A 22,459-nucleotide genomic window follows, 5' to 3' on the forward strand; every position below is an offset into this window, starting at 1 on the left:
CACAGCACCCCCGCGAACCCACGAGATGGAAATCTCTGCCAACGAGCACGGGGGCGCTGCGTCACTTCGGACTGTAACCGGGCACCGCGGCAATCGGCAAGAGAATTGCGTTAGGCGAGGGCGTGGCGCAGGGCCAGCTCTACCTCGCGTTGGTGTGCCTCGTCGATGACCGGACCGTCCGGGCCGACCACGTAGAACGAGTCGACCACCTCGTTCGCGAGCGTCTGGATCTTGGCCGAGCGGATGTCGAGCCCCATCTCGGCCAGCACCCGGGTCACCTTGTAGAGCACACCGATGTGGTCTTCGGTGCGCACCTCCACGATCGTGGCCCCGGTGGCCGACTCGGCATCGAAGGTGACGCTCGTGGCGGCCCGCGTCGCCGACAGCGCCCGCCGCCGCCGGTACACCCGAGCACGCTCGGCGATGCGCGCCTCCAGCGCCAGGTGTCCGCGCAGCGATCGGCGCACGTCGAAGGTGACCCGGTCCCAGTCCACCGGCGTGTCGGGCGGGACGATCCGGAACGACGACACCGCCATTCCCGCCGGGCTCGAGTAGGCGTCGGCCTGCAGCACGTCGAGCCCTCGCAGGGCCAGCACGCCGGCTGCCCGGCTGAACAGGCCTCGCTCGTCGGGAGCCACCACGGTCAGCACATCGTCTTCGGCCCGCAGCGCCACCTCGCCGGCCGCCATCAGCTCCACCACCTTTTGGGTCAGCAGGCGACGGTGGCCCGGCGGTGCCTGATCGGCACCGCTCATGTGCTCGGTGGTCATCTCGACCAGGGCGGTCACCAGGTTTGACGTCCACTCCCCCCAGGCCATCGGCCCGGTGGCCAGGCAGTCCGCCTCGGTCATCACGGCCAGCAGCTCCAGGAACTCCGGCGTCTGGGCCGCCCGGGCGACCGTGGCGACCGTGAGCGGGTCATCGAGGTCGCGGCGGGTGGCGACGTCGGTCAGCAGCAGGTGATGCTGCACGAGGCGCACCAGGGTGTCGGCGTCTTCTGAGCTCCAGCCGCAGCGCCGGGCGATGGGGCCTGCCAGCCGCATGCCGGCCTGCGTGTGGTCGCCGGGGTAGCCCTTGCCGATGTCGTGCAGCAGCGCACCCATCACCAGCAGGTCGGGGCGGGCCACCCGGTGAGTGAACCGGGCCGCCTCAGAGACGGCTTCGAGCAGGTGACGGTCCACCGTGAAGCGGTGGTAGCGGGAGCGCTGGGGGCGATTGCGGTTCGGTGCCCACTCGGGCAGCACCCGGGTCCACACGTCGAAATAGTCGAGCGTCTCGATGACACCGATGGCCTTGTGCCCGCAGCTCAGCAGCTCGACGAACAGCGCCCGGGCACCGTGCGGCCACGGATCCGGGAAGGGCGCCTGCCGCTCGGCCAGCTTGTCGAGGCTGGCTCGGCTGATCGGGATGCCAGCGCGGGCCGATTGCACCGCCGCATGCAGCACGAGGACGACATCGGCTGCAGGATCGCCGTCGATCACCAGCTCGCCGTCGCGCACCGACAGCCCGGCAATGTCGACCTCGGGGGCGGCGAACTCCGCCTGCTGGCGGGCGACGCTCGACCACAGCTGGTCTGACAGGAAGGCGATGATGCGCCCGGCCTGTGCGATCTCGGCCATGAACGCGTCGGCGTCGATGGCGCCTAGACGCTGCGCCACGGCATCCTGATCGTCAGCCGACAGCACGTCGCTGCGCAGTCCGGTGGTGCGATGCAGCTCCACCCTCGCCCGCAGCAGCGTCTGGTAGGCCTCGGCCAGGCGCTCGGTGTCTGCATCGGGAAGCTCGGCACCCGCCAGCCGCGCCCACCTGATCGCGTGTGCGTCACGCAGCCCGCCGCGGCCCGTCTTCAGGTCCGGTTCCAGCAGGAAGGCCACCTCGCCGCTCTGGTTGTGCCGGCGGCTCACGGCCCGCTGCAGCTCGTCGAGCCGCCCCGATGCGTTGTCGCGCCAGTCGGCCTCCACTCCCTCGATGAGCCGTGCGGTGAGGGCTTCGTCGCCGGCGAGGTGGCGGGCATCGACCAGCGCCGTTGCCGTGTCGATGTCGGACGCCGCCAGATCCAGCGTTCCGGTCAGCGAGCGCACGGCGTGGCCCAGCTTCAGCTTCTCGTCCCAGATCGGGTACCACAGGCGATCGGCCAGGTTGCCGCCATGCGAGCCGTCCCCGAGTGCTCCGCCGCCCTCCAGCAACGACTCCCGGCCGTCGTGCAGCAGGAGCAGGTCGATATCGCTGCCGGGGCACAGCTCGCTGCGGCCGTAGCCGCCGACGGCCACGAGCGATACGCCCGTGCCAGCCCCATTCGCACTGCCCTCCGGAGCACCGGCCAGCCCGCACTCGGCAGCTTCGGTGTCGAAGCGCTCGGCCAGCCACGCGTCGGTCAGCTCCGACAGGGCGGCAGGCAGCTCAGCGGCCGCAGCTGTGCGGATCAGGGCAGCCCGCCGCTCGCCGAACAACGTCATCGCTGCCCCTCTGTGTCGATGCGCCTCGCGGACTCGGCCGTGTCAACGCGCCTCGCGGGCTCGGCCGTACGTCGACGCTGCAGCACTTCGAACGCTTTCGCTGCGCCCCAGGCGATGCCGATCGGACCGAGGTCGGGATGGATGTCGGCGAACGAGGCCGGGGTCAGCCCGTAGGGATCATCCGGGAAGCGAGCAGCGTCGAAGTCGTCGCGGCCAGGAGCCGGCACGCCGCCGTCGGCCAACACCTGGGTAGGGAATCGCACGGCGCAGCGCAGCACGCTCAAGGGGGTGCTCTGCTGCTCGTCGACATCGGTTGCGAGCAGATCCCGCAGCGGCGGGCCGATCTCTGCCGCGCACTGCAGCCCTGCATCACGCGCTGCAGCGCTGAGATCCGCAGCAGCTACGGCACCCCGCTCGCAGGCCTCAACCACGCAGCGCTCCACCCAGTCGGGCAATGCGGCGATGGCGAGGTCGGCAAGCCGCGTGGCTGCTTCGCCCACCGTGCCGATGCGCCTCGCAGGCTCAGCCGATCGCGGCACCGAGGTGTCGGGCGCTGCCGCAGGGGCACCCGCACCCGTCTCGGTCCCGGTCATCCGTCGCCCGCTGCTTCGGAGGCGGCAACAACGCAGTTGCCGTCTGCAAGGGCGCTGTTGAGATTGCCCGAGCGGAAGCCTTCCAGATCGAGCGTGACGTAGCGGTAGCCGATGCCGCGGATCGCCGCCACGACGGATTCGCGCTGCCGGACTGCTTCGGCTAGATCGTCGAGCGGCAGCTCGATGCGCGCCGTGTCGCCGTAGTCGCGCACCCGCAATTGGCCGAAGCCGAGCCGGCGCAGTGCCGCCTCGGCCCGATCGAGCCGGGCCAGCAGCGGCACCGACACCTGCGTGCCATAGGGCACCCGCGAGGCCAGGCAGGCAGCCGCCGGCTTGTCCCACGTGCGCAGGCCCAGGTCGGCGCTGACGGCGCGGACGTCGGCCTTGCTGAAGCCCGCCTCCACCAGCGGGAAGCGGGCACCCCGGTCGCGGGCGGCGTGCTGGCCCGGCCGGTGGTCGCCGAGGTCGTCGAGATTCACGCCGAGGACCACCGTCGCGCGACGCGCCGCCGCCAAGGGCTCGAGCTGGTCCATGAGCGCCGACTTGCAGTGGAAGCACCGGTTGGCGTCGTTGACGCGGTACGCGGCGCGCGTCATCTCGTCGGTCTCGACGGTCTGCCACGCGAGTCCCCACTCGGCCGCCAGGGCCGCGCAGTCGGCTGCCTCGTCGGTCGCGAGGCTCGGCGAGACGGCAGTCACGCAGAGCGCATCGTCGCCGAGCACGTCGCTGGCCGCCCACGCCACCAGCGAGGAGTCGACGCCGCCGCTGAACGCCACTACCACCGGTCCGGACTGCTCGAAGAATCCCCGCAGCCGGCCGATCGACGCGTGGGCGGGCTCAACGCTGGTCATGTCGTCGCTCCCGCCCTCGCCCGGTGCATTCGACGGCAGGCCTGCGCCCTCAGAGCCGGTCGGCCGGGATGGCGTAGAACTGATCGGCGCCGCCGGTGACGGCGGGCACCAATCCGGCAGCGCTCGACAGGATCTGGGTGGCGTAGAAGTGCGCCGTGGCGATCTTGTCCGCCAGGAACTGCGGCCCCGCCGGTCCGCTGCCGCCGGCGTCGCGGGCATCGGCAACGCTGAGGCCCTGCTCGGCCAGCAGGTGCGTGGCCGCCTGGGCGCTGCGAGCCAGCAGCCAGCCGCCCACCACCACACCGGCCAGACGCATGAACGGCGTCGAGCCAGCAGCCACGTCGTTCGGCGCCGACGCCAGCTGGGTGCCCAGCCACATCGCCGCGTTGCCGAAGGCCTCCGCCCCCGCGCTCAGCGGGGCGGCAATCGCCTTGAGGTCCGCTTCGTCACTGGCCGCCAGCTCTGCGGCGGTCTCGCCGATCTGGCCGATGAGCCGCGCCATGGCCTTGCCGCCGTCCAGCGGCAGCTTGCGGAACGCCAGGTCGGCGGCCTGGATGCCGTTCGTGCCCTCGTAGATGGGCGCGATGCGGCTGTCGCGCCAGTGCTGGGCAGCACCGGTCTCTTCCACGTAGCCCATGCCACCGTGCACCTGCACACCCAGCGAGGTCATCTCGACGCCCAGGTCGGTGCCCCAGCCCTTGCTGATCGGCGTCAGGATGGCCACCAGCTCGTCGGCCTGCGCCCGGTCGTCGGGATCTGCGGCCGACAGCGACTGATCGATGGCAGCAGCGTTCAGGTACATGACGCAGCGCATCGCTTCGGCGTTGGCCCGCATGGTCATCAGCATCCGGCGCACGTCGGCATGGTCGACGATGGGCGAGGACTGCCCGGGCGGCAGCTCGGTGCCGATCGCCCGTCCCTGCTTGCGCTCGACGGCGTAGTCGCGTGCCTGCTGGTAGGCCCGCTCAGTCAGCGACAGACCCTGCAGGCCCACCGACAGGCGAGCGTTGTTCATCATCGTGAACATGGCCCGCATGCCGCCGTGCTCGGGACCGACCATGTAGCCCACCGCACCGCCGTTGTCGCCGTAGGACATGACGCAGGTGGGGCTGGCGTGGATGCCGATCTTGTGCTCGGTGGACACCGCTCGCAGGTCGTTGCGCTCGCCCAGCGACCCGTCGGGGTTGACCAGGAACTTCGGCACCAGGAACAGGCTGATGCCGCGGGTGCCGGGCGGGCTGTCGGGTGTGCGTGCCAGCACGAGGTGGATGATGTTGTCGGCCAGCTCGTGCTCGCCGTAGGTGATGAAGATCTTGGTGCCTGTGATGAGGTAGGAGCCGTCGGGCCGGGGCTCGGCCCGGCTGGTCAGGGCGCCCACGTCGGAGCCCGCGTGGGGCTCGGTGAGATTCATGGTGCCGGACCACTCGCCGCTGATCATCTTGGGCAGGTAGGTCTGCTGCAGGGTCTCGTCGGCGTGATGCAGCAGCGCGTCGATCGCACCCTGCGTCAGCAACGGGCACAGGCTGAACGCCATGCTGGCCGACGTCAGCATCTCCTGGACGGCCAAGCCCACGCACCACGGCATGCCGCCGCCGCCGAAGTCGGGGTCGAAGGCCATGCCGTTCCAGCCGGCGCCGACGAACTTCTGGTAGGCCTCGCCGAAGCCGTCAGGGTGGGTGATGACGCCTTCGTCGAAACCCAGCCCCTGCTGGTCGCCGGGCACGTTGAGCGGCGCCACCTCCGACGACATGAAGCGACCCGCCTCGTCCAGCAGCGCCCCGGCAGTCTCCAGATCGGCGTGCGCGAACTGCTCATGAGCGGCCAGCCCGTCCAGATCGGCGATGTGCTCAAGCACGAACATCATGTCGTCAACAGGAGCCGAGTACTCAGACATCACAACCTCGCAAAACGCCTTAGCCGGTGCCGGAACATCGCAGTGCAGGACCAACCTGCAAACAGACTATGGACTTGCGCCGGTAGGCACAGATGCCAGAGCTGTGGAGGCGGCGGCGAATTCTGCGACGTTGCGACCTGCCGGATCGCGGTCGCAGAATTCGCCGCCGCCTCCACAGCGGGCGCATCCTCTGGACTACAGCCCGATGCGATCGAGAACCGTGGGGGTGTCGGCAAGGAGTCCCGTGTAGAAGGTGCCGAACTCGCCATAGATGGCACTCGCCTCATCGAAGCGCATCGTGTACACGACCTCCTTGAGGTCATCAAGATGCTCGCCGAACAGCGTGACCCCCCACTCGAAGTCGTCAACGCCAGTAGATCCAGTAACGACCTGCAGGATCCGGCCCCGGAACTTGCGGCCAGACGTGCCGTGCTCGTACATCAGCTCACGCCGCTCGTCGTAGGGCAGCGTGAACCAGTTGCCGCTGCCGGGGGCCACCGCACCACGCCGCTTCGACATGGGATAGAAGCAGAACGCCCGCTTGCCCTCAGGCGGCAGCTGCGGGTACAGCCGGGGCGTCTTCATCTCCGGCGGCAGGTCGGGCGCGTACTCGCTCACCTCGGTCATCGAGACGTAGCTGTCGGCAACGTCGAGACCCGCCTGCTGCAGCAGCGTCTGCAGGCGGCGCAACCGCCACAGGTCGGGGCCGAGCGCCATGAAGCCGACATCGGCCTTGTGTCCCAGCACGGCCACGGTCAGCACCTGGTGGTCGTCGTCGACGGTGTCAGTCACCGCAGCGAGCACACCGGCGCGGTCGGCGGCGGGAGCCAGCTTGCAGAACAGGTGCAGCACACCCCAGCCGACCGACGTGGTCACCTCCGGCATCTGTGACACCCGCGCAGCCTATGAATTCGCCGTCGCGCCCGCTGGCGTCTCGCCGAGGCGCTCGGGAACCCCCGCCAGGCTGCCGCTGTACACGTTCAGCTCGTCACCGCGTGCAAAGCCGGCGAGCGTGATCGCCGCAGCCCGCGCCGACTCGATGGCCAGCGAGCTGGGAGCGCTGACGGCGATGAGCGTGCCGATTCCCGCTGCCCAGGCCTTCTGCACCATCTCGAAACTGGCCCGACCGCTCACGAACAGCGCCATCACTGCAGCGTCGTCACGCCCGTCCAGGAGACGCCTTCCGATCACCTTGTCGACCGCGTTGTGGCGCCCGATGTCCTCGCGCAGCACATCGATACGACCCTCGGCGTCGAAGGTCGCGGCGGCATGCAGCCCGCCGGTGCGGCCGAACATCTCCTGTGCAGCGGGCACTGCAGCCAGGGCCGCGTGCACCGCATCGACGCTGAATTGGCGGGTGCCGTCCAGCGGTCCCAGGCGGGCGGCCATGTCGGTGATGGTGGTGCTGCCGCAGATGCCGCAGGCGGCGCTGACGTTGCCGAGGCGCGGCATCGGCACCGGCGCCTTGCCGCCGGTCTCCACGGTGACGACGTTGTACTCGAACTCGGCCGCCGGGCCCTCGCCGCAGTAGCGGACCCCTGTCACCGCCGCGCCGCCGAGCAGCCCGTCGCCCGCGCAGAAGCCCACCGCGAGCTCGTAATCATTCCCCGGTGTGCGCATGGTGGTGGCCACCATGTGCCCGTCGAGGCGGATCTCGAGCGGCTCTTCGACCACCACCTCATCGGGCGTCCGCCGCCACTCGCGGTGCCGCAGGCGGTCCACCAGCACCCGCATCGTGCGCCCCCGCCGCATCCGGTCAGGGTACTGGCACCCCCCGCACCGCTCAGGCAGACATCGGGTGTCAGACGCGAATCGGCCCGGGTGAAGCACCCGGGCCGATTCGATTGGGTTGGGCTGTTCTTGGGGTTGGGAAGGCTCCCGCTAGAAGTCCATGTCGGGCATGCCGGGAGCGCCGCCGCCCGCATCGGGCTCGTCGCAGATCACGGCCTCGGTGGTGAGGAACAGCGCAGCGATCGACGCCGCGTTCTGCAGCGCCGACAGCGTCACCTTGGCAGCATCGATCACACCGGCGCCGACCAGGTCCTCGTACTCGCCGGTGGCGGCGTTGAGACCCATCGCGCCGTCGAGGTCGCGCACCTTGCTGACCACTACGCCGCCTTCGAGGCCGGCGTTCTCGGCAATCTGCTTCAGCGGTCCGGCCAGCGCGCGCTCCACGAGCCTGGCGCCGGTGGACTCGTCGCCGTCGAGACCGTCTGCAACGGCGCTCACTGCCTGCTCGGCACGCACCAGCGTGACGCCTCCGCCGGCCACCACGCCGGCCTCGATGGCCGCCTTGGTGGTGCTGACTGCGTCCTCGATGCGGTGCTTCTTCTCTTTCAGCTCGACCTCGGTGGCCGCGCCGACACGCAGCACCGCCACGCCGCCGGACAGCTTCGCCAGCCGCTCCTGCAGCTTCTCGCGGTCGTAGTCGGAGTCGGTGTTGTCGATCTCGTTCTTGATCTGCTCGATCCGGCCGCGCACCTCGGCCTCGTCGCCGGAGCCCTCGATGATGGTCGTCTCGTCCTTGGTGACCACCACGCGCCGGGCGGTGCCCAGCAGGTCGAGCGTGGTGTTCTCCAGCTTGAGGCCGACGTCCTCGCTGATGACCTGGCCGCCGGTGAGGATGGCCATGTCGGCCAGCATCGCCTTGCGGCGGTCGCCGAAGCCGGGTGCCTTCACAGCCGCCGAGCGGATGGTGCCGCGGATCTTGTTGACCACGAGCGTGGCGAGGGCCTCGCCCTCGACGTCCTCGGCGATGATCACGAGCGGCTTGCCCGCCTGGGTGACCTTCTCGAGCACCGGCAGCACGTCACGGACCGCGGAGATCTTGCCCTGCATGAACAGCAGGTACGCGTCGTCGAGCACCGCTTCCTGCGAGTCGGGATCGGTGACGAAGTAGGGCGAGATGTAGCCCTTGTCGAAGCGCATGCCCTCGACCAGGTCCATCTCGAGGCCGAACGTCTGCGATTCCTCGACGGTGATCACGCCGTCCTTGCCGACCTTGTCGAACGCATCACTGATCAGCTGGCCGATGTCGCCGTCGGCGGCAGAGATGGCGGCCACCTGCGCGACATGGGTCTTGGAGTCGGTGACGCTGATCGACATGTCCTCGATGGCGCCCACGGCGGCGTCGACGCCGGCCTCGATGCCCCGCTTGACGGCCATCGGGTTGGCGCCCGCAGCCACGTTGCGCAGGCCGTCGCGCACCATGGTCCACGCCAGCACGGTGGCCGTGGTGGTGCCGTCGCCGGCGACGTCGTCGGTCTTCTTGGCGACTTCCTTGACCAGCTCGGCGCCGATGCGCTCCACCGGGTCCTCCAGCTCGATGTCCTTCGCGATGGACACGCCGTCGTTGGTGATGGTGGGCGCGCCCCACTTCTTGTCGAGCACGACGTTGCGACCCTTGGGCCCCAACGTGACGCGCACTGCGTCGGCGAGCTGGTTCATGCCCGACTCGAGTGCGCGGCGGGCCTCGTCGTCGAACGTGATCATCTTGGCCATATCGGCTGGCTCCTGTCTCGGATGATTCTCGGGAGGGGTGACTGGGCGTCACGATGCCGCTGCGTTCGCAGCAGCCGTTAGCACTCTAGAGATGAGAGTGCTAACCGCCAACCTGTCAGAGGAGACTCGCGGCGGCCTCCGCGGCGGCATCGCGGATCGCTGACAGCGTGTCGCCCATCGACCGCTCGGCCCCGTAGCGCTCGGACAGCACCACCAGGCTCGTGGCCGGGACGTCCCCGGCCGGCGGGCGCCAGTCGGCAAGACCGGCATCGACGTCGCGCGCGCCCACCACGACACCTACGGGCACACCGGATTCGGCGGCGATCTCCAGCACACCGCCCACGACCTTCCCGTCGAACGAGCTCGCATCGAGCCGTCCCTCGCCGGTGATGACCAGATCGGCGCCGTCGATCGCGTCGGGCAGGCCGATCTCGGTCGCGACGACGTCGAATCCCGGTGCCAACTCGGCTCGGAGACCGGCTGCGAGACCGCCAGCCAAGCCGCCCGCGGCACCTGCGCTTCGCATCTCGCTGATGTCCACGCCGTAGCGCTCGCGGTACAGGTCCACGAGCCGCTCGAGACGACGGGTGAGCAACTCGATCTGCGGCGGCGACGCCCCCTTCTGCGGGCCGAAGATACGCGCAGCATCGCAGAAGCGAGTGCGGACATCGCAGGCCACCACCACCGAGACACCAGCGAGGCGGGCCAGCGGCGACATCGCGTCGAGCGCGCCGAGCCCGCCGTCGGTGGTCGCCGAGCCGCCCACGCCCACGATGACCCGGCGCGCGCCGCTGGCGACCGCTTCGGCTATCAGCTCGCCAGTGCCAGCGGTGGTCGCGGCGAGCGGGTCGTTGCCCTCGGCGCCGCCTGCCAGCAGCAGTCCGCTGGCTCTGGCCATCTCCACGATCGCAACGTCGCCATCGAGCCGCCACCCGGCTTCGGTCCGGTCCCGCAACGGCCCGATCACCAAGGAAGTGCGATTCGGTCCGCCCAGCGCATCGAGCGTGCCCTCGCCGCCATCCGCCACGGGCAGGCAGACGACCTCGGCGTGCGAGCCGAGGTGCCTGCGCACGCCGTCCGCGATCGCTGCGGCCACTTCCGCAGCGGACGCTGTGCCGCGGAACTTGTCCGGGCACGCGACGACCCGCATGATGACGGCCCGCTACTCGGCCAGATCGGTCCCCAGCGCCACCAGCACGTCGGGCGTCTCGAAGCCTTGAACGGCTGATGTGTCTGCCAGCATCGGGAACACGTCGTTGTCGGCGTCGAGCTCCAGCACCCCCGCAATCGCCCGCGCTTCGAGCAGCGAGCCCGGCTGGTAGTAGATGCGCGTCCGGTCGATCGGCGTCCCCACGTAGTTGGTCGGTGTCTTGGTGATGTAGCTCAGGGTCTTGAACCGGTCGGTGAGCCGCCCCGCGGCGCCTCGGACAGTCGTGGAGTTGGCAACCTGCACTGATACTTCGGCCGCTGGTCTCGGCTGGAACGGCTCGGCGCCCGCCGAGGTGGTGTCGGTGGCGGGTGCGGCCGTGACCGTGGTGGCCACGGTGGCGACCGTGCCCGAGCCGGCGTCGCCGGCATCGGCGGCGGCGCTCGTGGGCGTGGGCGCCTCTGTGGCCGTCGGGAGCGTGTCGCCGGGTGCGGCAGGCGGGGCTGTGTCGGTCACGGTGGTGTCTTCTGGGTCGTCGACCGAGCGGAGCAGCAGCACGCCCACGACGACGGCAACCAGCACCAGCAGCAACCCGCGCACTGCGGCGCCGCTGTTGGATTCGCCAGCTTGGCTGTTCATCGCTGTGAGCGTAGAACCAAAGATGCGCTGCCGGGTGTACCCCTCAGCACCTAGTTTGCGGACGGACCCCAACTGTTCGATCGAGCACCGACCGTGAGAGCCAGCCCATGAGTGCCAGCCCAACGAACGTCAGCCCAATGAACGTCAGCATCGTGGACCACCCGGTAGCCGCAGCCCTGCTTACCCGGCTGCGCGACAAGGACACCGCCGTCGAGGAGTTCCGCCAGCGGCTCGACGCGCTGACGTTCCTGCTGGTGTCAGAGGCGCTCACCGATGCGTCATCGGCAAGCGAGCCGGTGGAGACGCCGCTCGGACCCGCTGACGGCTCGCGCCTCGAGCCGATGCCGGCGATCGTGCCCGTCCTGCGCGCCGGGCTGGGAATGCTCGATGCGGCGCTGCGGCTGCTGCCTGCTGCGCCGGTGGGCTTCGTGGGGATGCGCAGGATCGAGACTTCCGACGGTGTCGGTCACGAGTGCTACCTCGAGTCGCTGCCGGGCGTGCTGGAGGAGCGACCGGTGCTGGTGCTCGACCCGATGCTGGCGACGGGCGGCTCGGCAGCGGCGGTGATCCGGTTGCTCGCGGAGTCGGGTGTCGGCCCGGTGACGATGGTGTGCACGCTCGCTGCACCCGAGGGGATCGCTGCTCTGCAGCGCAGCGCCGCCGATGTCCGGATCGTGACCGCCGCCGTCGACAGTCACCTCGACGAACGGGCCTTCATCGTTCCCGGCCTGGGCGATGCCGGCGATCGCCTCTACGGCTCGGCCTGAACGGTTGCCTCCCGCCCTTGCCTCCCGCTCTTGTTCGCTTCGCTCACGGGCCGCTCGGGCCACGGCTTCGCCTATCGGCTCAGCCTCTGAGCTGCGCCATCGTCGGCAGGCTCGGCTGCGCACCCGCGACGGTCACCGCCCAAGCACCGGCTCGCACAGCCAGGCGCGCTGCCTCGGTCACCGAGGCACCCGATGCCATGCCGACTGCGAACGCCCCTGCGAACGCGTCGCCGGCACCCGTGGCGTCGACCACGGCGACCCTTGGTGCGGCCACGGTGACTTCCACATCGGCATTGGCCGCCGTGTCGGCCGTGCGCGGCGGGTGAACGACGCAGCCCGCCGCGCCCCGCGTCTCCACGAGCACCGCTTCGGGACGCAGCTCGGGAAGAGTGCCGGCGGCGTCAGGGTGACGCAACTGCCCGGCCTCGGTGCGATTCACGATGACGACGTCGGCCAGCGGCAGCACTGCGGGGGCAACGTCGTTGTACGGGGCCGGGTTCACCATCACGGTCACACCGTGTTCGCGGGCGATCTCGGCGGCGGTCCGGGCGGCCTGCGCGCTCACCTCGCCCTGCAGCAGCAGCGCATCGGCCGCGGCGATTTGGGCGGCGGCGGCCTGCACGCCACCGGCATCCAGCGATGCGTTGGCGCCTGCCGCCACCACGATCGACACGTCATCGGGATCGACCGTGATGACAGCCAAGCCGGTCGGAATATCGACGCTGGCGACATGCCGGCAGCCGATCCCCTCCGCCTCGAGACCCGAGCGCAGCCACCGGCCCTGCTCGTCGTCGCCGACCCGGCCGACCATCACCACCTCGGCGCCCAAGCGGGCTGCCGCAACCGCCTGGTTGGCGCCCTTGCCACCACGGAACCACGCGATCCGCTCGGCGTGCAGGGTCTCGTCGGGCGACGGCCGGCGCGGCACCCACAGCGTCACGTCGGCGTTCAGGCTGCCGACGACGACGATCTTCGGCGCGCTCATGGCGTGGCCTCGCAGGCCACGGAAGGCAACGCCACGGTCGGGGCCGCCGGCAAGTCACGCACCCAGTCCCACAACGCTGCCGCGTCCGAACCGGTGAGCATGGCGAACTTGGCTTCGAGCTCGGCGGCACTCAGGGGGTCATGCATGGATCCCTTCTGGCCGCACACCGAGCGCTCCAGCACGCTGCCGTCTCGCAGCGTGATGCGCACCGAGCCGCCCATCGTGTGTGCGTAGGTGGCATCCCAGCGCGCATCGGCAGTGACGGCCACGACCTTCGACTGCAGCTCGACGAGCTCGGCATCGGCGATCCGATCCGCGCTGTAGGTGGCGGGATCCGCGGGATCCGCTGCGAGTGCCGCCGCGATGTTCCACGGACCGGAGTACTGCGCAGCCAGCACCGACGTGGTGCCGTCCCCGCTGTTGTGAACGGCCGCCTTGGTGGGTGCGGTCGCCTCGATGCGCTCGATCATGTCGGGCCGCAGCCCGTGGGCCGCGCGCAGTTCCACGGTGGCCTGGATCAGCGGGTGGATGTCGCTGCATGCCGCCCACGGCTTGACCGTGATCTCGTCCAGCATCCAGCGGCTCCCGAGATCGTCGGTCAGCAGCTCGACCCGGGGCTCGTCGCCGAATACCCGGCAGAAGCCGTAAGTGCCGGCCAGCCCGTCGGCCGGCCCTTCGAAGCCGCCTGCGGCCAGCCGTGCCGCCATCACGCCGCCCTCGGCGGCGCGACCCGCGTGGAGGCGCTTGGTCTGGCCGCCGGAGGATGCGAACTCCATCGTCCCCGACGCCAGCGTGGCGGCGATCCCCAGCGCGTGGCGCAGCCTGCCGGCGTCCAGACCCAGCAGGCGGGCCGCGGCCGCGGCCGACCCGAAGACACCGCACATCGAAGTGGGATGGAAGCCCCGCAGCATGTGCACGGCGGGCCCGACTGCGATCCCGGCACGGCCCATGGCCTCGTAGCCGACGACGACGGCTTCCAGCGCATCGGCACCACCGGCACCCAGTTCTTCGGCTAGCGCCAGCACAGCGGGCACCACCACCGCGCCGGGATGGGAGATCGATTCCTCGTGGACGTCGTCGAGCTCGAACGCGTGCGCGGCCGCGCCGTTGGCGAAGGCGGCCATAGCGGCCGTGGTGCGACCCCCGCCGATGATCGGCGAGCTGCCCGAGCCGCCGGTCCCGCGGGCGTAGTCCGCGGCCGTGCGCGCCCACGGCAGCGCCGCGCCATAGATCATGCAGCCGAGCGTGTCGGCAACGCAGTCCTGCGCGATGTCGGTCAGACGCGCCGGTACCGAGCCCCCCAACGCCACCAGGAATTCAGCCAACTCGGCAGTGGGATTGGTCGCGTCGTCGGCCGCCATCAGCCCCATCGAACCAGAAACAGCGAGCCGAGAGGCTCAGCCGCGTCCGGGCTCCAGCGCCGTCTGGGCCAGCGATCCGAGGTGGGCCACCGAGTCCTCGCTGTGCACGGTGCCGACGCCGGAGGGCTCGCAGACGAGCGGCCCGGGGCTGTACCCACGGCTGCGGAGCCCTCGTTGCACGGATTCCACCAAGCCGAAGTCCTCAGTGGCCGTCGTCTGCCAGTCCAGGTCGATGACCTCGCGCTGCACCTCGGAGGGCTCCGCCGTGTCCAGCCAGAACTCTCGCACCAGCAGCGTCCGGTCGACGCCGAGCGGCACCCAGCGGAAGGTGTTGACCACCTGGCCGGGATACACCTGGATCGCCGAGGCGGGCCAGACGAAGTAGGCGACATAGTCGGCGCCCTCATCGAGGCGCGTGTAGCCCGAGCGCTCGGCTGGGGCGCCCCGTGCGAAGTGGCGGATCACCTTGCCCTCGCAGCTGATGCGATAGCTGGCCGGGTCCACCACGCCGGTCGTGAACGAGCGGTGCACGTTCGGGCAGTGGTAGCACTCGTTGTAGTTCTCGACCACGACCTTCCAGTTCGCCGCCATGACATGGGTGTTGCGCCAGCTCAGCACCCGCTCGGGCGCAGCGGGAGCGTTCGCCAGCAGCTCGGATTCCACCCCGGGTGCCACCTGCGCCAAGGTGGGCGCGCCTTCGTCGAGGTTCACGAAAATGAACCCGCCCAGGCGCTCGAGGCGCACCGACGGCAGGCAGATCTCACCGACGTCCCGGCTGCGGGCACTGGCCAGCGTGCCGTCGAGCGCGTACACCCATGCGTGGTAGGGGCACGTGATGAGACCCGGCACGGTGAGCGTCTCGCCGCCGGGCTGCGGAGGCCCGAACAGCTCGTGACCCCGGTGCTGGCACACGTTGTAGAACGCGCCGAGCCGGCCGCCATTGTTGACCACGAACACCGACTCGTCGCCGACCGAGGCGGTGAGCACCTGCCCATGGGTCGCCACTTGGGATTCGTGGCCGACCATCACCCAGGATCGGGCGAACACCGCGTCCAGCTCGGCATCGAAGATCGCTGGGTCGGTGTAGTGGCGGGCTGCGAGCGCCCGGCTCACGGAAGGTCCCCCAGTGCGGCCACGAGCTTGTTCATGCGCTCGCGGAAGCCGACATCGGCGCGCAGGAATCTCTGGCCGAGGCCGCGGAAAGACACGGCGCCGTCCTTGGTGATCACCCCCCGTTCGAGCAGCGATTGCCACACGCCGGTGGAGCTCAGCTCCGGGTCCAGCAGCTCGATGAGGAAGAAGTTCGACCGGGAGCCCTCCACGCAGCGGAACCGGTCGAGCTTGGTGTCGAACAGGTCCTGCGCGTAGGCGCGTGCGTCGCAGATCACCTCGATGGTGCGCTGCACGAACTCGTGGTCGCCCAGAGCCGCTACGCCCCCGGCGATCTGCAGCTGACCGACGTTCCAGGTGGGCTTCGCGGCCAGCAGCGCGTCGATGATCCCGGATTGGGCCACGCCGAACCCCAGCCGGAGCCCAGCCAGCCCGTACACCTTCGAGAACGTGCGCAGCACGATGAGGTTCGGGTACTCGGCCACCAGCCCGATGCCGCCGGGGTCGCCCGAGTAGTGCACGTAGGCCTCGTCGAGCACGACGAGGCAGTGCGAGGCGGCCTCGATGACGCGCCGCAGGTCGCTTTCCGCTGTCCACGTACCCGACGGCGAGTGAGGGTTGGTGACGAACACGATCTTGTGCTCGGGACGGATCGCCGCGACGTAGGCGTCGATGTCCAGCGCCATCGTCTGGGCGTCGGTCGCCTCGTATCGCAGGTCGGCAACCCGTCCTTCCGCTTCTGCGAACAGGTGGTACATCGGGAAGCAGGGCGCCGGCATCAGGATGGGCTCGCCTTGCCCTGCGTAGGCGCGGATGAGCACCGAGATGATCTCGGTCTCGCCGGCGCCGCAGAGGTAGTTGCCTGGCTCGTAGCCGTAGGTCTCGGCCAGCCGCTCGCGCAGCGGCTCGGCGGTCCACGACGGGTAGATCTGCATCCGCCCGATCGCGTCCGCCACTGCAGCCTGCGCGGCCGGGGACGGACCGTAGGGATTCTCGGCCGAGCCGAGCTTGGTGATGTCTTCGAGGCGCAGCCCGTAGCGCTGTGCCACCTCGTCGGCGGCGAGGCCCGGCACGTAGTACTCCGGATGCTTCAACGCCGCGTGAACCGCTCCGGGCACCTGTGTATGGTCAGCCGCCACTGGGCGGTATTCTGCCGCACGCCGGGACCGCATCGTGACCAAGGTGAGGGTGCATGAGCCTGCCCGATTCGACGCGAGTCGCGGTTGTCGGGGGCGGCATCTGCGGCGCCAGCCTGCTGTATCACCTGGCCCACGAGGGCTGGGGCGACACGCTGCTCATCGAGAAGGGCGAGCTGACGTCGGGCTCCACCTGGCACGCCGCCGGTCAGGTCACCCATTCGGTCTCCGGGTACACGCTGGCGGCCATGCGGCGCTACGCCTGCGAGCTGTACGACAGCCTCCCAGCAGAGTCCGGCGTGGAAACGACCTGGCACCGCAGCGGCAGCTTCCGGATCGCGTACCACGACGAAGAAGTGGACTGGCTGCGGGCGCAGCTCGGCCTCGCCGACTACGTCGGCAACGAGATGGACTGGGTGGGCCCCGAGTTCATCACCGAACGGCACCCCTTCTTCGACACCTCCGAGGTGCAGGGCGCGGTGTGGACGCCCAACGACGGTCATGTCGATCCCACCGGCGCCACCAATGCGCTGGTGGCCGTGGCCCGGCAGCGGGGCGCGCAGCTGAGCCGCCGCAACCGCGTCATCGAGATCGTCCGGCGAGCCGACGGCACCTTCGATGTCGTCACCGAAGCCGGCACGGTGCACGCCGAGCACGTCGTGAACGCCGCCGGCTGCTACGCGCACCAGGTGGCGCAGATGGTCGGGCTGGCGGTGCCGATGGCCAACGCGCTGCACTCGTACTTCGTGACCACGCCGGTGCCTGAGTTCGCCGAACTCGACACCGAATTGCCGGTGGTGCGCGACGACTACGTCTCGGGCTACATCCGCCAGGAACAGGACGCCGGGCTCATCGGCATCTACGAGCAGCGCAACGCCGAGTCGGTCTGGGCGGACGGGCCCGGCTGGGACTTGGAGAACCCGCTGTTCGATGCCGACTACGACCGGGTCGGGCTGTGGCTGGAGCGAGCGTTCGAGCGGGTGCCGATCCTGGCCGACCACGGCATCCGCCGCGTCATCCGCGGGGCGATCGCGCACACCCCCGACGGCGATCCGCTCATCGGCCCCTCAGGCGTGCCGAACTTCTGGCAGTTCGCCGGTGTGCAGGTGGGACTGGCCGACGGTCCCGGGTTGGGCCGGGAGCTGGCCCGCTGGATGGTGCACGGCGAGACCGACCTGAGCCTGCGGGCCTACGACGCCCGGCGTTTCGGATACATCGCGCCGGGCGACGTAGCCACCTACGGGCGCACCAAGGGCACCGAGGACTACGAGTTCCGCCACCAGACGCCGCTGCCCGGCCTCGAACGGCCCGAGGCTCGGCCCTACCGCAACTCGCCGGCGCTGGTGCCGCTGTCGGACGCGGGCGCAGTCTTCACCCAGGTGTACGGCTGGGAGCGGCCCAAGTGGTTTCCCCCGGCGGCAGGGCTGCCCCAGCGCGACGTGGTCTCGTTCCGCCGCACCGACTGGTTCGAGGTGGCCGCGGCCGAGGCCGCCGCGGTGCGCGAGCGGGTCGGGGTCATCGACTCGACGGCGTTCGCCAAGTTCGACCTCGTCGGGCCGGATGCTGCAGCGGTGCTGGACCGGCTGACCACGAACCGGCTGCCGGCACACGGCCGCATCTCGCTGACGTACACGCTGACGCCGACCGGACGGATCGAGGGCGAGCTGACCGTCTCCCGGCTCGGCCCCGAGCACTTCTACCTGGTGTCGGCCGCAGTGTTCGAGCTGAAGGAGCGGGAGTTCTTTGAGACGCACTGGCCGGCGGGCGCCGACGCGCGGCTGATCACCTGCTCAAGCGACTTCGGCGTGCTGACGCTGGCGGGTCCGCGGTCACGCGACGTGCTGGGCGCCTGCACCGATGCCGACTTGAGCAACGACGCTTTCCGCTGGCTGTCGTGCCAAGAGATCACGGTGGCCGGCATCCCGGGCGTGCGGGCGCTGCGTGTGGGGTTCACGGGCGAGCTGGGCTGGGAGCTGCACGTGCCGCTCGAACGCATCGCTGACCTGTATGGGGCCTTGAGCGAGGCCGGCGAGCCGCACGGCATGGCGAACGTCGGGAACCACGCCACCGAGGGCCTGCGGATGGAGAAGCGGTACATGATCAGCCGCGACCTCACCCATGACGTCACCCCCGACGAGGCCGGCATCGGGCGTTTCGTGAAGCCCGACAAGGGCGGCTTCGTCGGGCGCGACGCGCTGCTGGCGCGCCGTGCGGCCGCCGGCAGCGGTGAGCGGCCGTGGCGCTGGAAGCTGGCGTACCTGGCCGTCGACACCGACGTGGCCGAGGTCGGCGGCAGTGATGCGGTCTACCGGGATGGCCGCCCGGTCGGGCTGGTGACCACCGGCGCGTACGGCTTCTGGGTGGGCCAGGGTCTGGCGTTCGCCTACCTGAACCCGGCCGACGCCGAGCCGGGCACTGCGTTGACGGTGCGTGTCCTCGGCGAGCACCGCCCAGCGCGGGTGCTCAGCGAGCCCATCTACGACCCGTCGTCGGCAAGGCTGCGCCAATGAGCACTCCGGCGACGATGCGTGCGGCGCTGCTGGTGGGCCATGGCGGTCCCGAGATGATCGAGGTGCGCGACGACGTGCCGGTGCCGGTGCCCGGCCCCGACGAGGTGCTCATCAAGGTGGCGGCGTGCGGCATCAACAACACCGACATCAACACGCGTGTGGCCTGGTACAGCAAGTCGGTGACGGAGGCGACTTCGGGCGAGGGATACGCGGACGCCGATGCGGCAGATTCCACCTGGGGCGGCCGGGGCGTGGAGTTTCCCCGCATCCAGGGCGCCGACGTCGCCGGCCGGGTGATTGCCGCCGGGGACGCGGCCGATGCAGGCCTCGTGGACCGGCGAATCATCGTGGAGCCGTGGCTGAAGGACCCTGCTGATCCCACCAACCGGAGCAAGGCGCGCTATCTCGGCAGCGAGGCGGACGGCGGCTTCGCGGAGTACGTCGTGGTGCCGGCCGTCAACGTCTACCCGGTCGAGACTGGGCTGTCGGATGCCGAGCTGGCGACCTTCGCCTGCGCCTCGTCGACGGCCGAGCACATGCTCCAGCGCATCGGTCTCGCCCGCGGCGAGCGCATTGCGGTGCCCGGCGCAAGCGGCGGCGTGGGCTCGGCGCTGGTGCAACTCGCTAGACGGCGAGGCGCCCGGGTGGTGGCCGTCGCCGGCGCTTCCAAGATGGCGCAGGTGCTGGAACTCGGGGCCGATGTGGTGGTGCCGCGGCAGGGTCCCGAACACGACGTCGCTGCGGCGATCGAAGCCAACGGCGGGCCGTTCGACGCGGTCGCTGACGTCGTCGGCGGCAGCGCAGTCGCCCCATGGCTCGATGGGCTGGCAGGCCGCGGCCGCTACGTGACATCGGGGGCCATTGCCGGTCCGATGGTGGAGCTGGATCTGCGCACGCTGTACCTCAACGACTTGGAGCTGTACGGCGCCACGATCTACGGACCGGGGCTCTTTGCGGATCTGGTCGGCTACATCGAGCGTGGCGAGATCCGCCCGGTGCTCGGCGGCACGTTCCCCCTCGAGCGCATTCGCGAGGCTCAGGAGGCGTTCGTGCGCAAGGAGCACTTCGGCAATCTCGTGATCACCCTCTGAGCGTTCGCTGCGGTGAATTTCCCCGCTGGCGAGCCCGAGGTGGGAATCGAACCCACAACCCCCGCTTTACAAGAGCGGTGCTCTGGCCGTTGAGCTACTCGGGCGCCGGTCCCAGCGTATGGCCGCGCCTGCGGGTGCGGGCGATGTCGAACAGGGCCACGGCTGCGGCCGCTGCCACGTTGAGCGACTCGATGCGCCCGAGCACAGGGATCGACACCACCTGGTCACATCGGCGCTCCACCAGCTCCGACAGTCCCCTGCCTTCAGCACCGAGCACCAATACCAGCGGCTCGTCGCCGACCCGGAGTGACTCGAGCCCGTCCGGTGCGTGACCGTCGAGGCCGATGGCCCACAGGCCGGCATCGCGGAGCTTGGCGAGCGCAGCGGGCAGACCGCCGACCAAGGCGATGGGCAGGTATTCGATGGCACCCGCAGCAGCCTTCACCGCGGCCGGTGTGAGGTTCGCCGAGCGGTGGCTGGTGAGCACCACGCCGGTGGCACCGGCGACCTCAGCCGTGCGCAGGATGGCGCCGAGATTGCCCGGGTCGGTGACGCCGTCAGTGGCCACGACGAGCGGCAGCGAGTTGCCCACAGGTCGCGCCAGCTCTTCCAGCGGCACGGGTTGAACGGCAGCGGCCTTGGCGATCACGCCCTGCGGCGCAGCCGTGAGTGCTGCCTCGTCCAGCTTGCGGCGGGTGACCTCGCGCACCGGCACCCGCCGGTCGCCGGCGAGGTCGACGATCTCGGCCAGCGTGGCGGCCGAGTGCGCGTCCTCCGAGATCAGCACCTCGTGCACCTTGCGTTTGCCGGCGCGCAGCAGCTCGCGCACGGCCTGCCGGCCTTCGACGTGATCGCCACCGAGCCCCCGCGGCCGCGCCTCGTCACGCCGGTCGGCGGTCTGTGCATTGCGGTCAGATCGACGACCGGGTCCGGATTGGTTTGCTGAGCCAGCGCGCCGCTGCGACGATCCGCCCCCACGGCCCGAATTCCGGGTGCCCCGCGTGACGCGCGGCGGCGCAGCACCCCGCCTGCTGCGCCCCGGGGGGGTGCCACGCTGCTTGCCCCGACCCGCACTCATCGCTCTTCGCTGGCCATTCGCGCCGATAGCTGCTCGCCGCCGGATCGGCGTGTCACCAGCGCCAAGGCGTGGGCCACGATGCCGTCGCTGCCGCCGAGACCCTCGGTGCGCTTGCCGCACACCGTGACCGGTCCGCCCGCCGCACCGCTCAGCCGCTCCTGCATCTCATCGCGATGAGGAGCGATCATCGGCCGATCGCAGATCACCGTGCAATCGGCATTGGCCAACTGCCAGCCGCCCTCAGCAAGCAGCGCCGAGACCTGCAGCAGCATCTCGATGCTGTCAGCACCACGCCAGCGCTCATCGCTGTCAGGAAAGTGCGTGCCGATGTCCCCGAGCCCGGCAGCGCTCAACATCGCATCGATCACCGCATGCGCAACGACATCAGCATCGCTGTGGCCTTCCAGCGTCTGTTCACCGGGAAACCGGACCCCGCCCAGCACCAGCGTCCGCCCCCCGCCATCAGCACCATCAGCAAACGGATGGGCGTCATACCCATGCCCCACCCGCATCGCAGGCCCAGCCCCGCTGTCAGCAGCACTCACGCCAGTTGACGCTAGAGCCCGCCGCTCGCAGCGCCGCCACCCAGCAAGGCGTCCACGACGACCAGGTCCGCGGCAGTCGTGACCTTGTGCGCCGCCGCCTCGCCCGGCACGGCCATCACGTTGCCACCCGCAGCCTCTACCAGCGCCGCATCGTCAGTGGCCTCAGGCTCCCCGACATGCGCTGCCACCAGCACCTCCCGCCGAAACGCCTGCGGCGTCTGGACAGCAAAGAGTCCCGAACGATCCACGGTCCCAGCGACGACACCACCCGAGTTGCCCCATTCCGGCACACGCTTCAGCGTGTCGCTCACCGGCAGCACCGGCACCGCAGCATCGGCCCCACCCCGAACAGCAGCAATCACGCCCGCAAACAACCCGGCAGAAGCCCCCGGCCGAGCAGCGTCATGACACACCACCACATCGACGTCATCCGGAACGGTCCCCAACCCAGCCCGAACAGACCCAGACCGAGTCCCCCCACCCGCCACGACGGCATCCACCCCTGAGCCGAACCGATCGACCATGGACGGCGCCACCACCAGCGTCACCCCATCACACGCGGCAGACGCTGCCTCGACGCTCCAAGCGACCATCGAACGCCCAGCTACGGACACCGTCACCTTCGTAGCGCCGTCAGCCCCCGCCCCAAACCGAGTCCCCGCGCCAGCAGCCAAAACAAGAGCCCAGGCCCGTCCCACCAGCCCAGTCTGCCCGGGGATGACACGACGAGACGAGGGCTGCGGAGGGGCCGGTGTGCCCGCGCGCAGTTATGAAGCGCCCCTGTGACCCCGCGCC

Annotated in this window: 19 protein-coding genes and 1 tRNA gene; 3 read left to right on the forward strand and 17 right to left on the reverse strand. The window is 70.2% G+C overall.

All coding sequences use genetic code 11. The features are described 5' to 3' along the window. Positions 1 to 110 precede the first annotated feature (110 nt). The 9 genes from ACOGI5_RS03350 to ACOGI5_RS03390 form a co-directional block, all read right to left on the reverse strand. Positions 111 to 2,456 (reverse strand): [protein-PII] uridylyltransferase, encoded by a 2,346-nt coding sequence (locus tag ACOGI5_RS03350; protein ID WP_419863058.1) that lies wholly within the window; start codon positions 2,454 to 2,456, stop codon positions 111 to 113. Continuing rightward, the gene (locus ACOGI5_RS03355; RefSeq protein ID WP_419863059.1) at positions 2,453 to 3,049 is read right to left on the reverse strand and encodes a hypothetical protein; all 597 of its coding nucleotides are present in this window, start codon (positions 3,047 to 3,049) and stop codon (positions 2,453 to 2,455) included. The genes ACOGI5_RS03350 and ACOGI5_RS03355 overlap by 4 nt, the downstream gene beginning before the upstream one ends. Then, positions 3,046 to 3,900 carry an ATP-dependent sacrificial sulfur transferase LarE gene (larE, locus tag ACOGI5_RS03360; RefSeq protein ID WP_419863060.1) on the reverse strand — a complete coding sequence of 285 codons (855 nt, stop codon included), beginning with the start codon at positions 3,898 to 3,900 and terminating at the stop codon, positions 3,046 to 3,048. Before larE ends, ACOGI5_RS03355 begins: the two co-directional genes overlap by 4 nt. A gap of 49 nt (positions 3,901 to 3,949) precedes the next feature. Then, positions 3,950 to 5,794 (reverse strand): acyl-CoA dehydrogenase, encoded by a 1,845-nt coding sequence (locus ACOGI5_RS03365; RefSeq protein WP_419863061.1) that lies wholly within the window; start codon positions 5,792 to 5,794, stop codon positions 3,950 to 3,952. A gap of 195 nt (positions 5,795 to 5,989) precedes the next feature. Beyond that, positions 5,990 to 6,679, reverse strand: a complete 690-nt coding sequence (locus ACOGI5_RS03370; protein WP_419865424.1) for a chlorite dismutase family protein — start codon at positions 6,677 to 6,679, stop codon at positions 5,990 to 5,992. 18 nt (positions 6,680 to 6,697) lie between these two features. Further along, a complete protein-coding gene (gene fdhD / locus ACOGI5_RS03375; protein WP_419863062.1) occupies positions 6,698 to 7,546 on the reverse strand; it encodes a formate dehydrogenase accessory sulfurtransferase FdhD in 849 nt (282 codons plus the stop codon). A gap of 129 nt (positions 7,547 to 7,675) precedes the next feature. After that, complete coding sequence (groL, locus tag ACOGI5_RS03380) at positions 7,676 to 9,295, reverse strand: chaperonin GroEL (protein WP_419863063.1); 1,620 nt, start codon at positions 9,293 to 9,295, stop codon at positions 7,676 to 7,678. 115 nt (positions 9,296 to 9,410) lie between these two features. Beyond that, complete coding sequence (locus ACOGI5_RS03385; protein ID WP_419863064.1) at positions 9,411 to 10,445, reverse strand: glycerate kinase; 1,035 nt, start codon at positions 10,443 to 10,445, stop codon at positions 9,411 to 9,413. Positions 10,446 to 10,457: 12 nt separating this feature from the next. After that, the gene (locus ACOGI5_RS03390) at positions 10,458 to 11,081 is read right to left on the reverse strand and encodes a LytR C-terminal domain-containing protein (RefSeq protein WP_419863065.1); all 624 of its coding nucleotides are present in this window, start codon (positions 11,079 to 11,081) and stop codon (positions 10,458 to 10,460) included. 137 nt (positions 11,082 to 11,218) lie between these two features. Here ACOGI5_RS03390 and upp point away from each other — a divergent pair, with 137 nt between their 5' ends. Further along, on the forward strand, positions 11,219 to 11,848 hold the full coding sequence (upp, locus tag ACOGI5_RS03395; RefSeq protein WP_419863066.1) for a uracil phosphoribosyltransferase: 630 nt from the start codon (positions 11,219 to 11,221) through the stop codon (positions 11,846 to 11,848). A 79-nt stretch (positions 11,849 to 11,927) separates the two neighbouring features. Here the strand turns inward: upp and ACOGI5_RS03400 are convergent, their stop codons facing one another. Genes ACOGI5_RS03400 through ACOGI5_RS03415 form a run of 4 tightly spaced genes read right to left on the reverse strand, consistent with a single transcriptional unit; the run spans position 11,928 to position 16,443 of the window. Then, positions 11,928 to 12,833, reverse strand: coding sequence for a PfkB family carbohydrate kinase (locus ACOGI5_RS03400; RefSeq protein ID WP_419863067.1), 906 nt, complete (start codon positions 12,831 to 12,833; stop codon positions 11,928 to 11,930). Continuing rightward, positions 12,830 to 14,194, reverse strand: a complete 1,365-nt coding sequence (locus ACOGI5_RS03405) for an MmgE/PrpD family protein (RefSeq protein WP_419863068.1) — start codon at positions 14,192 to 14,194, stop codon at positions 12,830 to 12,832. The genes ACOGI5_RS03400 and ACOGI5_RS03405 overlap by 4 nt, the downstream gene beginning before the upstream one ends. A gap of 36 nt (positions 14,195 to 14,230) precedes the next feature. After that, complete coding sequence (locus tag ACOGI5_RS03410) at positions 14,231 to 15,307, reverse strand: aromatic ring-hydroxylating oxygenase subunit alpha (protein WP_419863069.1); 1,077 nt, start codon at positions 15,305 to 15,307, stop codon at positions 14,231 to 14,233. Beyond that, positions 15,304 to 16,443: a pyridoxal phosphate-dependent aminotransferase gene (locus ACOGI5_RS03415; RefSeq protein ID WP_419863070.1), complete on the reverse strand. Its 1,140-nt coding sequence runs from the start codon at positions 16,441 to 16,443 to the stop codon at positions 15,304 to 15,306. Before ACOGI5_RS03415 ends, ACOGI5_RS03410 begins: the two co-directional genes overlap by 4 nt. A 53-nt stretch (positions 16,444 to 16,496) precedes the next feature. On the opposite strand from ACOGI5_RS03415, the gene ACOGI5_RS03420 reads away from it, so the two are divergent. Both ACOGI5_RS03420 and ACOGI5_RS03425 read left to right on the forward strand, forming a co-directional pair. Further along, complete coding sequence (locus ACOGI5_RS03420; RefSeq protein WP_419863071.1) at positions 16,497 to 18,950, forward strand: FAD-dependent oxidoreductase; 2,454 nt, start codon at positions 16,497 to 16,499, stop codon at positions 18,948 to 18,950. Next, a complete protein-coding gene (locus ACOGI5_RS03425) occupies positions 18,947 to 20,041 on the forward strand; it encodes an alcohol dehydrogenase family protein (RefSeq protein ID WP_419863072.1) in 1,095 nt (364 codons plus the stop codon). The genes ACOGI5_RS03420 and ACOGI5_RS03425 overlap by 4 nt, the downstream gene beginning before the upstream one ends. Before the next feature lie 31 nt (positions 20,042 to 20,072). Here the strand turns inward: ACOGI5_RS03425 and ACOGI5_RS03430 are convergent. From ACOGI5_RS03430 to ACOGI5_RS03445, 4 genes are all read right to left on the reverse strand, one after another. Next, positions 20,073 to 20,145: transfer RNA gene (locus ACOGI5_RS03430), tRNA-Thr, on the reverse strand. Next, on the reverse strand, positions 20,136 to 21,119 hold the full coding sequence (gene rlmB / locus ACOGI5_RS03435; RefSeq protein ID WP_419863073.1) for a 23S rRNA (guanosine(2251)-2'-O)-methyltransferase RlmB: 984 nt from the start codon (positions 21,117 to 21,119) through the stop codon (positions 20,136 to 20,138). The genes ACOGI5_RS03430 and rlmB overlap by 10 nt, the downstream gene beginning before the upstream one ends. After that, positions 21,116 to 21,664, reverse strand: a complete 549-nt coding sequence (gene ispF / locus ACOGI5_RS03440; RefSeq protein WP_419863074.1) for a 2-C-methyl-D-erythritol 2,4-cyclodiphosphate synthase — start codon at positions 21,662 to 21,664, stop codon at positions 21,116 to 21,118. The genes rlmB and ispF overlap by 4 nt, the downstream gene beginning before the upstream one ends. An 11-nt stretch (positions 21,665 to 21,675) precedes the next feature. Further along, positions 21,676 to 22,362, reverse strand: coding sequence for an IspD/TarI family cytidylyltransferase (locus ACOGI5_RS03445; RefSeq protein WP_419863075.1), 687 nt, complete (start codon positions 22,360 to 22,362; stop codon positions 21,676 to 21,678). Positions 22,363 to 22,459 lie beyond the last annotated feature (97 nt).

The organism is Candidatus Poriferisodalis sp. (genome assembly GCF_965208925.1).
Taxonomy (GTDB): domain Bacteria; phylum Actinomycetota; class Acidimicrobiia; order Acidimicrobiales; family Poriferisodalaceae; genus Poriferisodalis.

Excerpts from the sequence above, each read along its gene's own strand:
- ACOGI5_RS03350 (WP_419863058.1), bottom strand. The coding sequence starts at position 2,456 with ATGACGTTGTTCGGCGAGCGGCGGGCTGCCCTGATCCGCACAGCTGCG.
- ACOGI5_RS03355 (WP_419863059.1), bottom strand. The coding sequence starts at position 3,049 with ATGACCGGGACCGAGACGGGTGCGGGTGCCCCTGCGGCAGCGCCCGAC.
- larE (WP_419863060.1), bottom strand. The coding sequence starts at position 3,900 with ATGACCAGCGTTGAGCCCGCCCACGCGTCGATCGGCCGGCTGCGGGGA.
- ACOGI5_RS03365 (WP_419863061.1), bottom strand. The coding sequence starts at position 5,794 with ATGTCTGAGTACTCGGCTCCTGTTGACGACATGATGTTCGTGCTTGAG.
- ACOGI5_RS03370 (WP_419865424.1), bottom strand. The coding sequence starts at position 6,679 with ATGCCGGAGGTGACCACGTCGGTCGGCTGGGGTGTGCTGCACCTGTTC.
- fdhD (WP_419863062.1), bottom strand. The coding sequence starts at position 7,546 with ATGCGGCGGGGGCGCACGATGCGGGTGCTGGTGGACCGCCTGCGGCAC.
- groL (WP_419863063.1), bottom strand. The coding sequence starts at position 9,295 with ATGGCCAAGATGATCACGTTCGACGACGAGGCCCGCCGCGCACTCGAG.
- ACOGI5_RS03385 (WP_419863064.1), bottom strand. The coding sequence starts at position 10,445 with ATGCGGGTCGTCGCGTGCCCGGACAAGTTCCGCGGCACAGCGTCCGCT.
- ACOGI5_RS03390 (WP_419863065.1), bottom strand. The coding sequence starts at position 11,081 with ATGAACAGCCAAGCTGGCGAATCCAACAGCGGCGCCGCAGTGCGCGGG.
- upp (WP_419863066.1), top strand. The coding sequence starts at position 11,219 with ATGAACGTCAGCATCGTGGACCACCCGGTAGCCGCAGCCCTGCTTACC.
- ACOGI5_RS03400 (WP_419863067.1), bottom strand. The coding sequence starts at position 12,833 with ATGAGCGCGCCGAAGATCGTCGTCGTCGGCAGCCTGAACGCCGACGTG.
- ACOGI5_RS03405 (WP_419863068.1), bottom strand. The coding sequence starts at position 14,194 with ATGGCGGCCGACGACGCGACCAATCCCACTGCCGAGTTGGCTGAATTC.
- ACOGI5_RS03420 (WP_419863071.1), top strand. The coding sequence starts at position 16,497 with ATGAGCCTGCCCGATTCGACGCGAGTCGCGGTTGTCGGGGGCGGCATC.
- ACOGI5_RS03425 (WP_419863072.1), top strand. The coding sequence starts at position 18,947 with ATGAGCACTCCGGCGACGATGCGTGCGGCGCTGCTGGTGGGCCATGGC.
- rlmB (WP_419863073.1), bottom strand. The coding sequence starts at position 21,119 with ATGAGTGCGGGTCGGGGCAAGCAGCGTGGCACCCCCCCGGGGCGCAGC.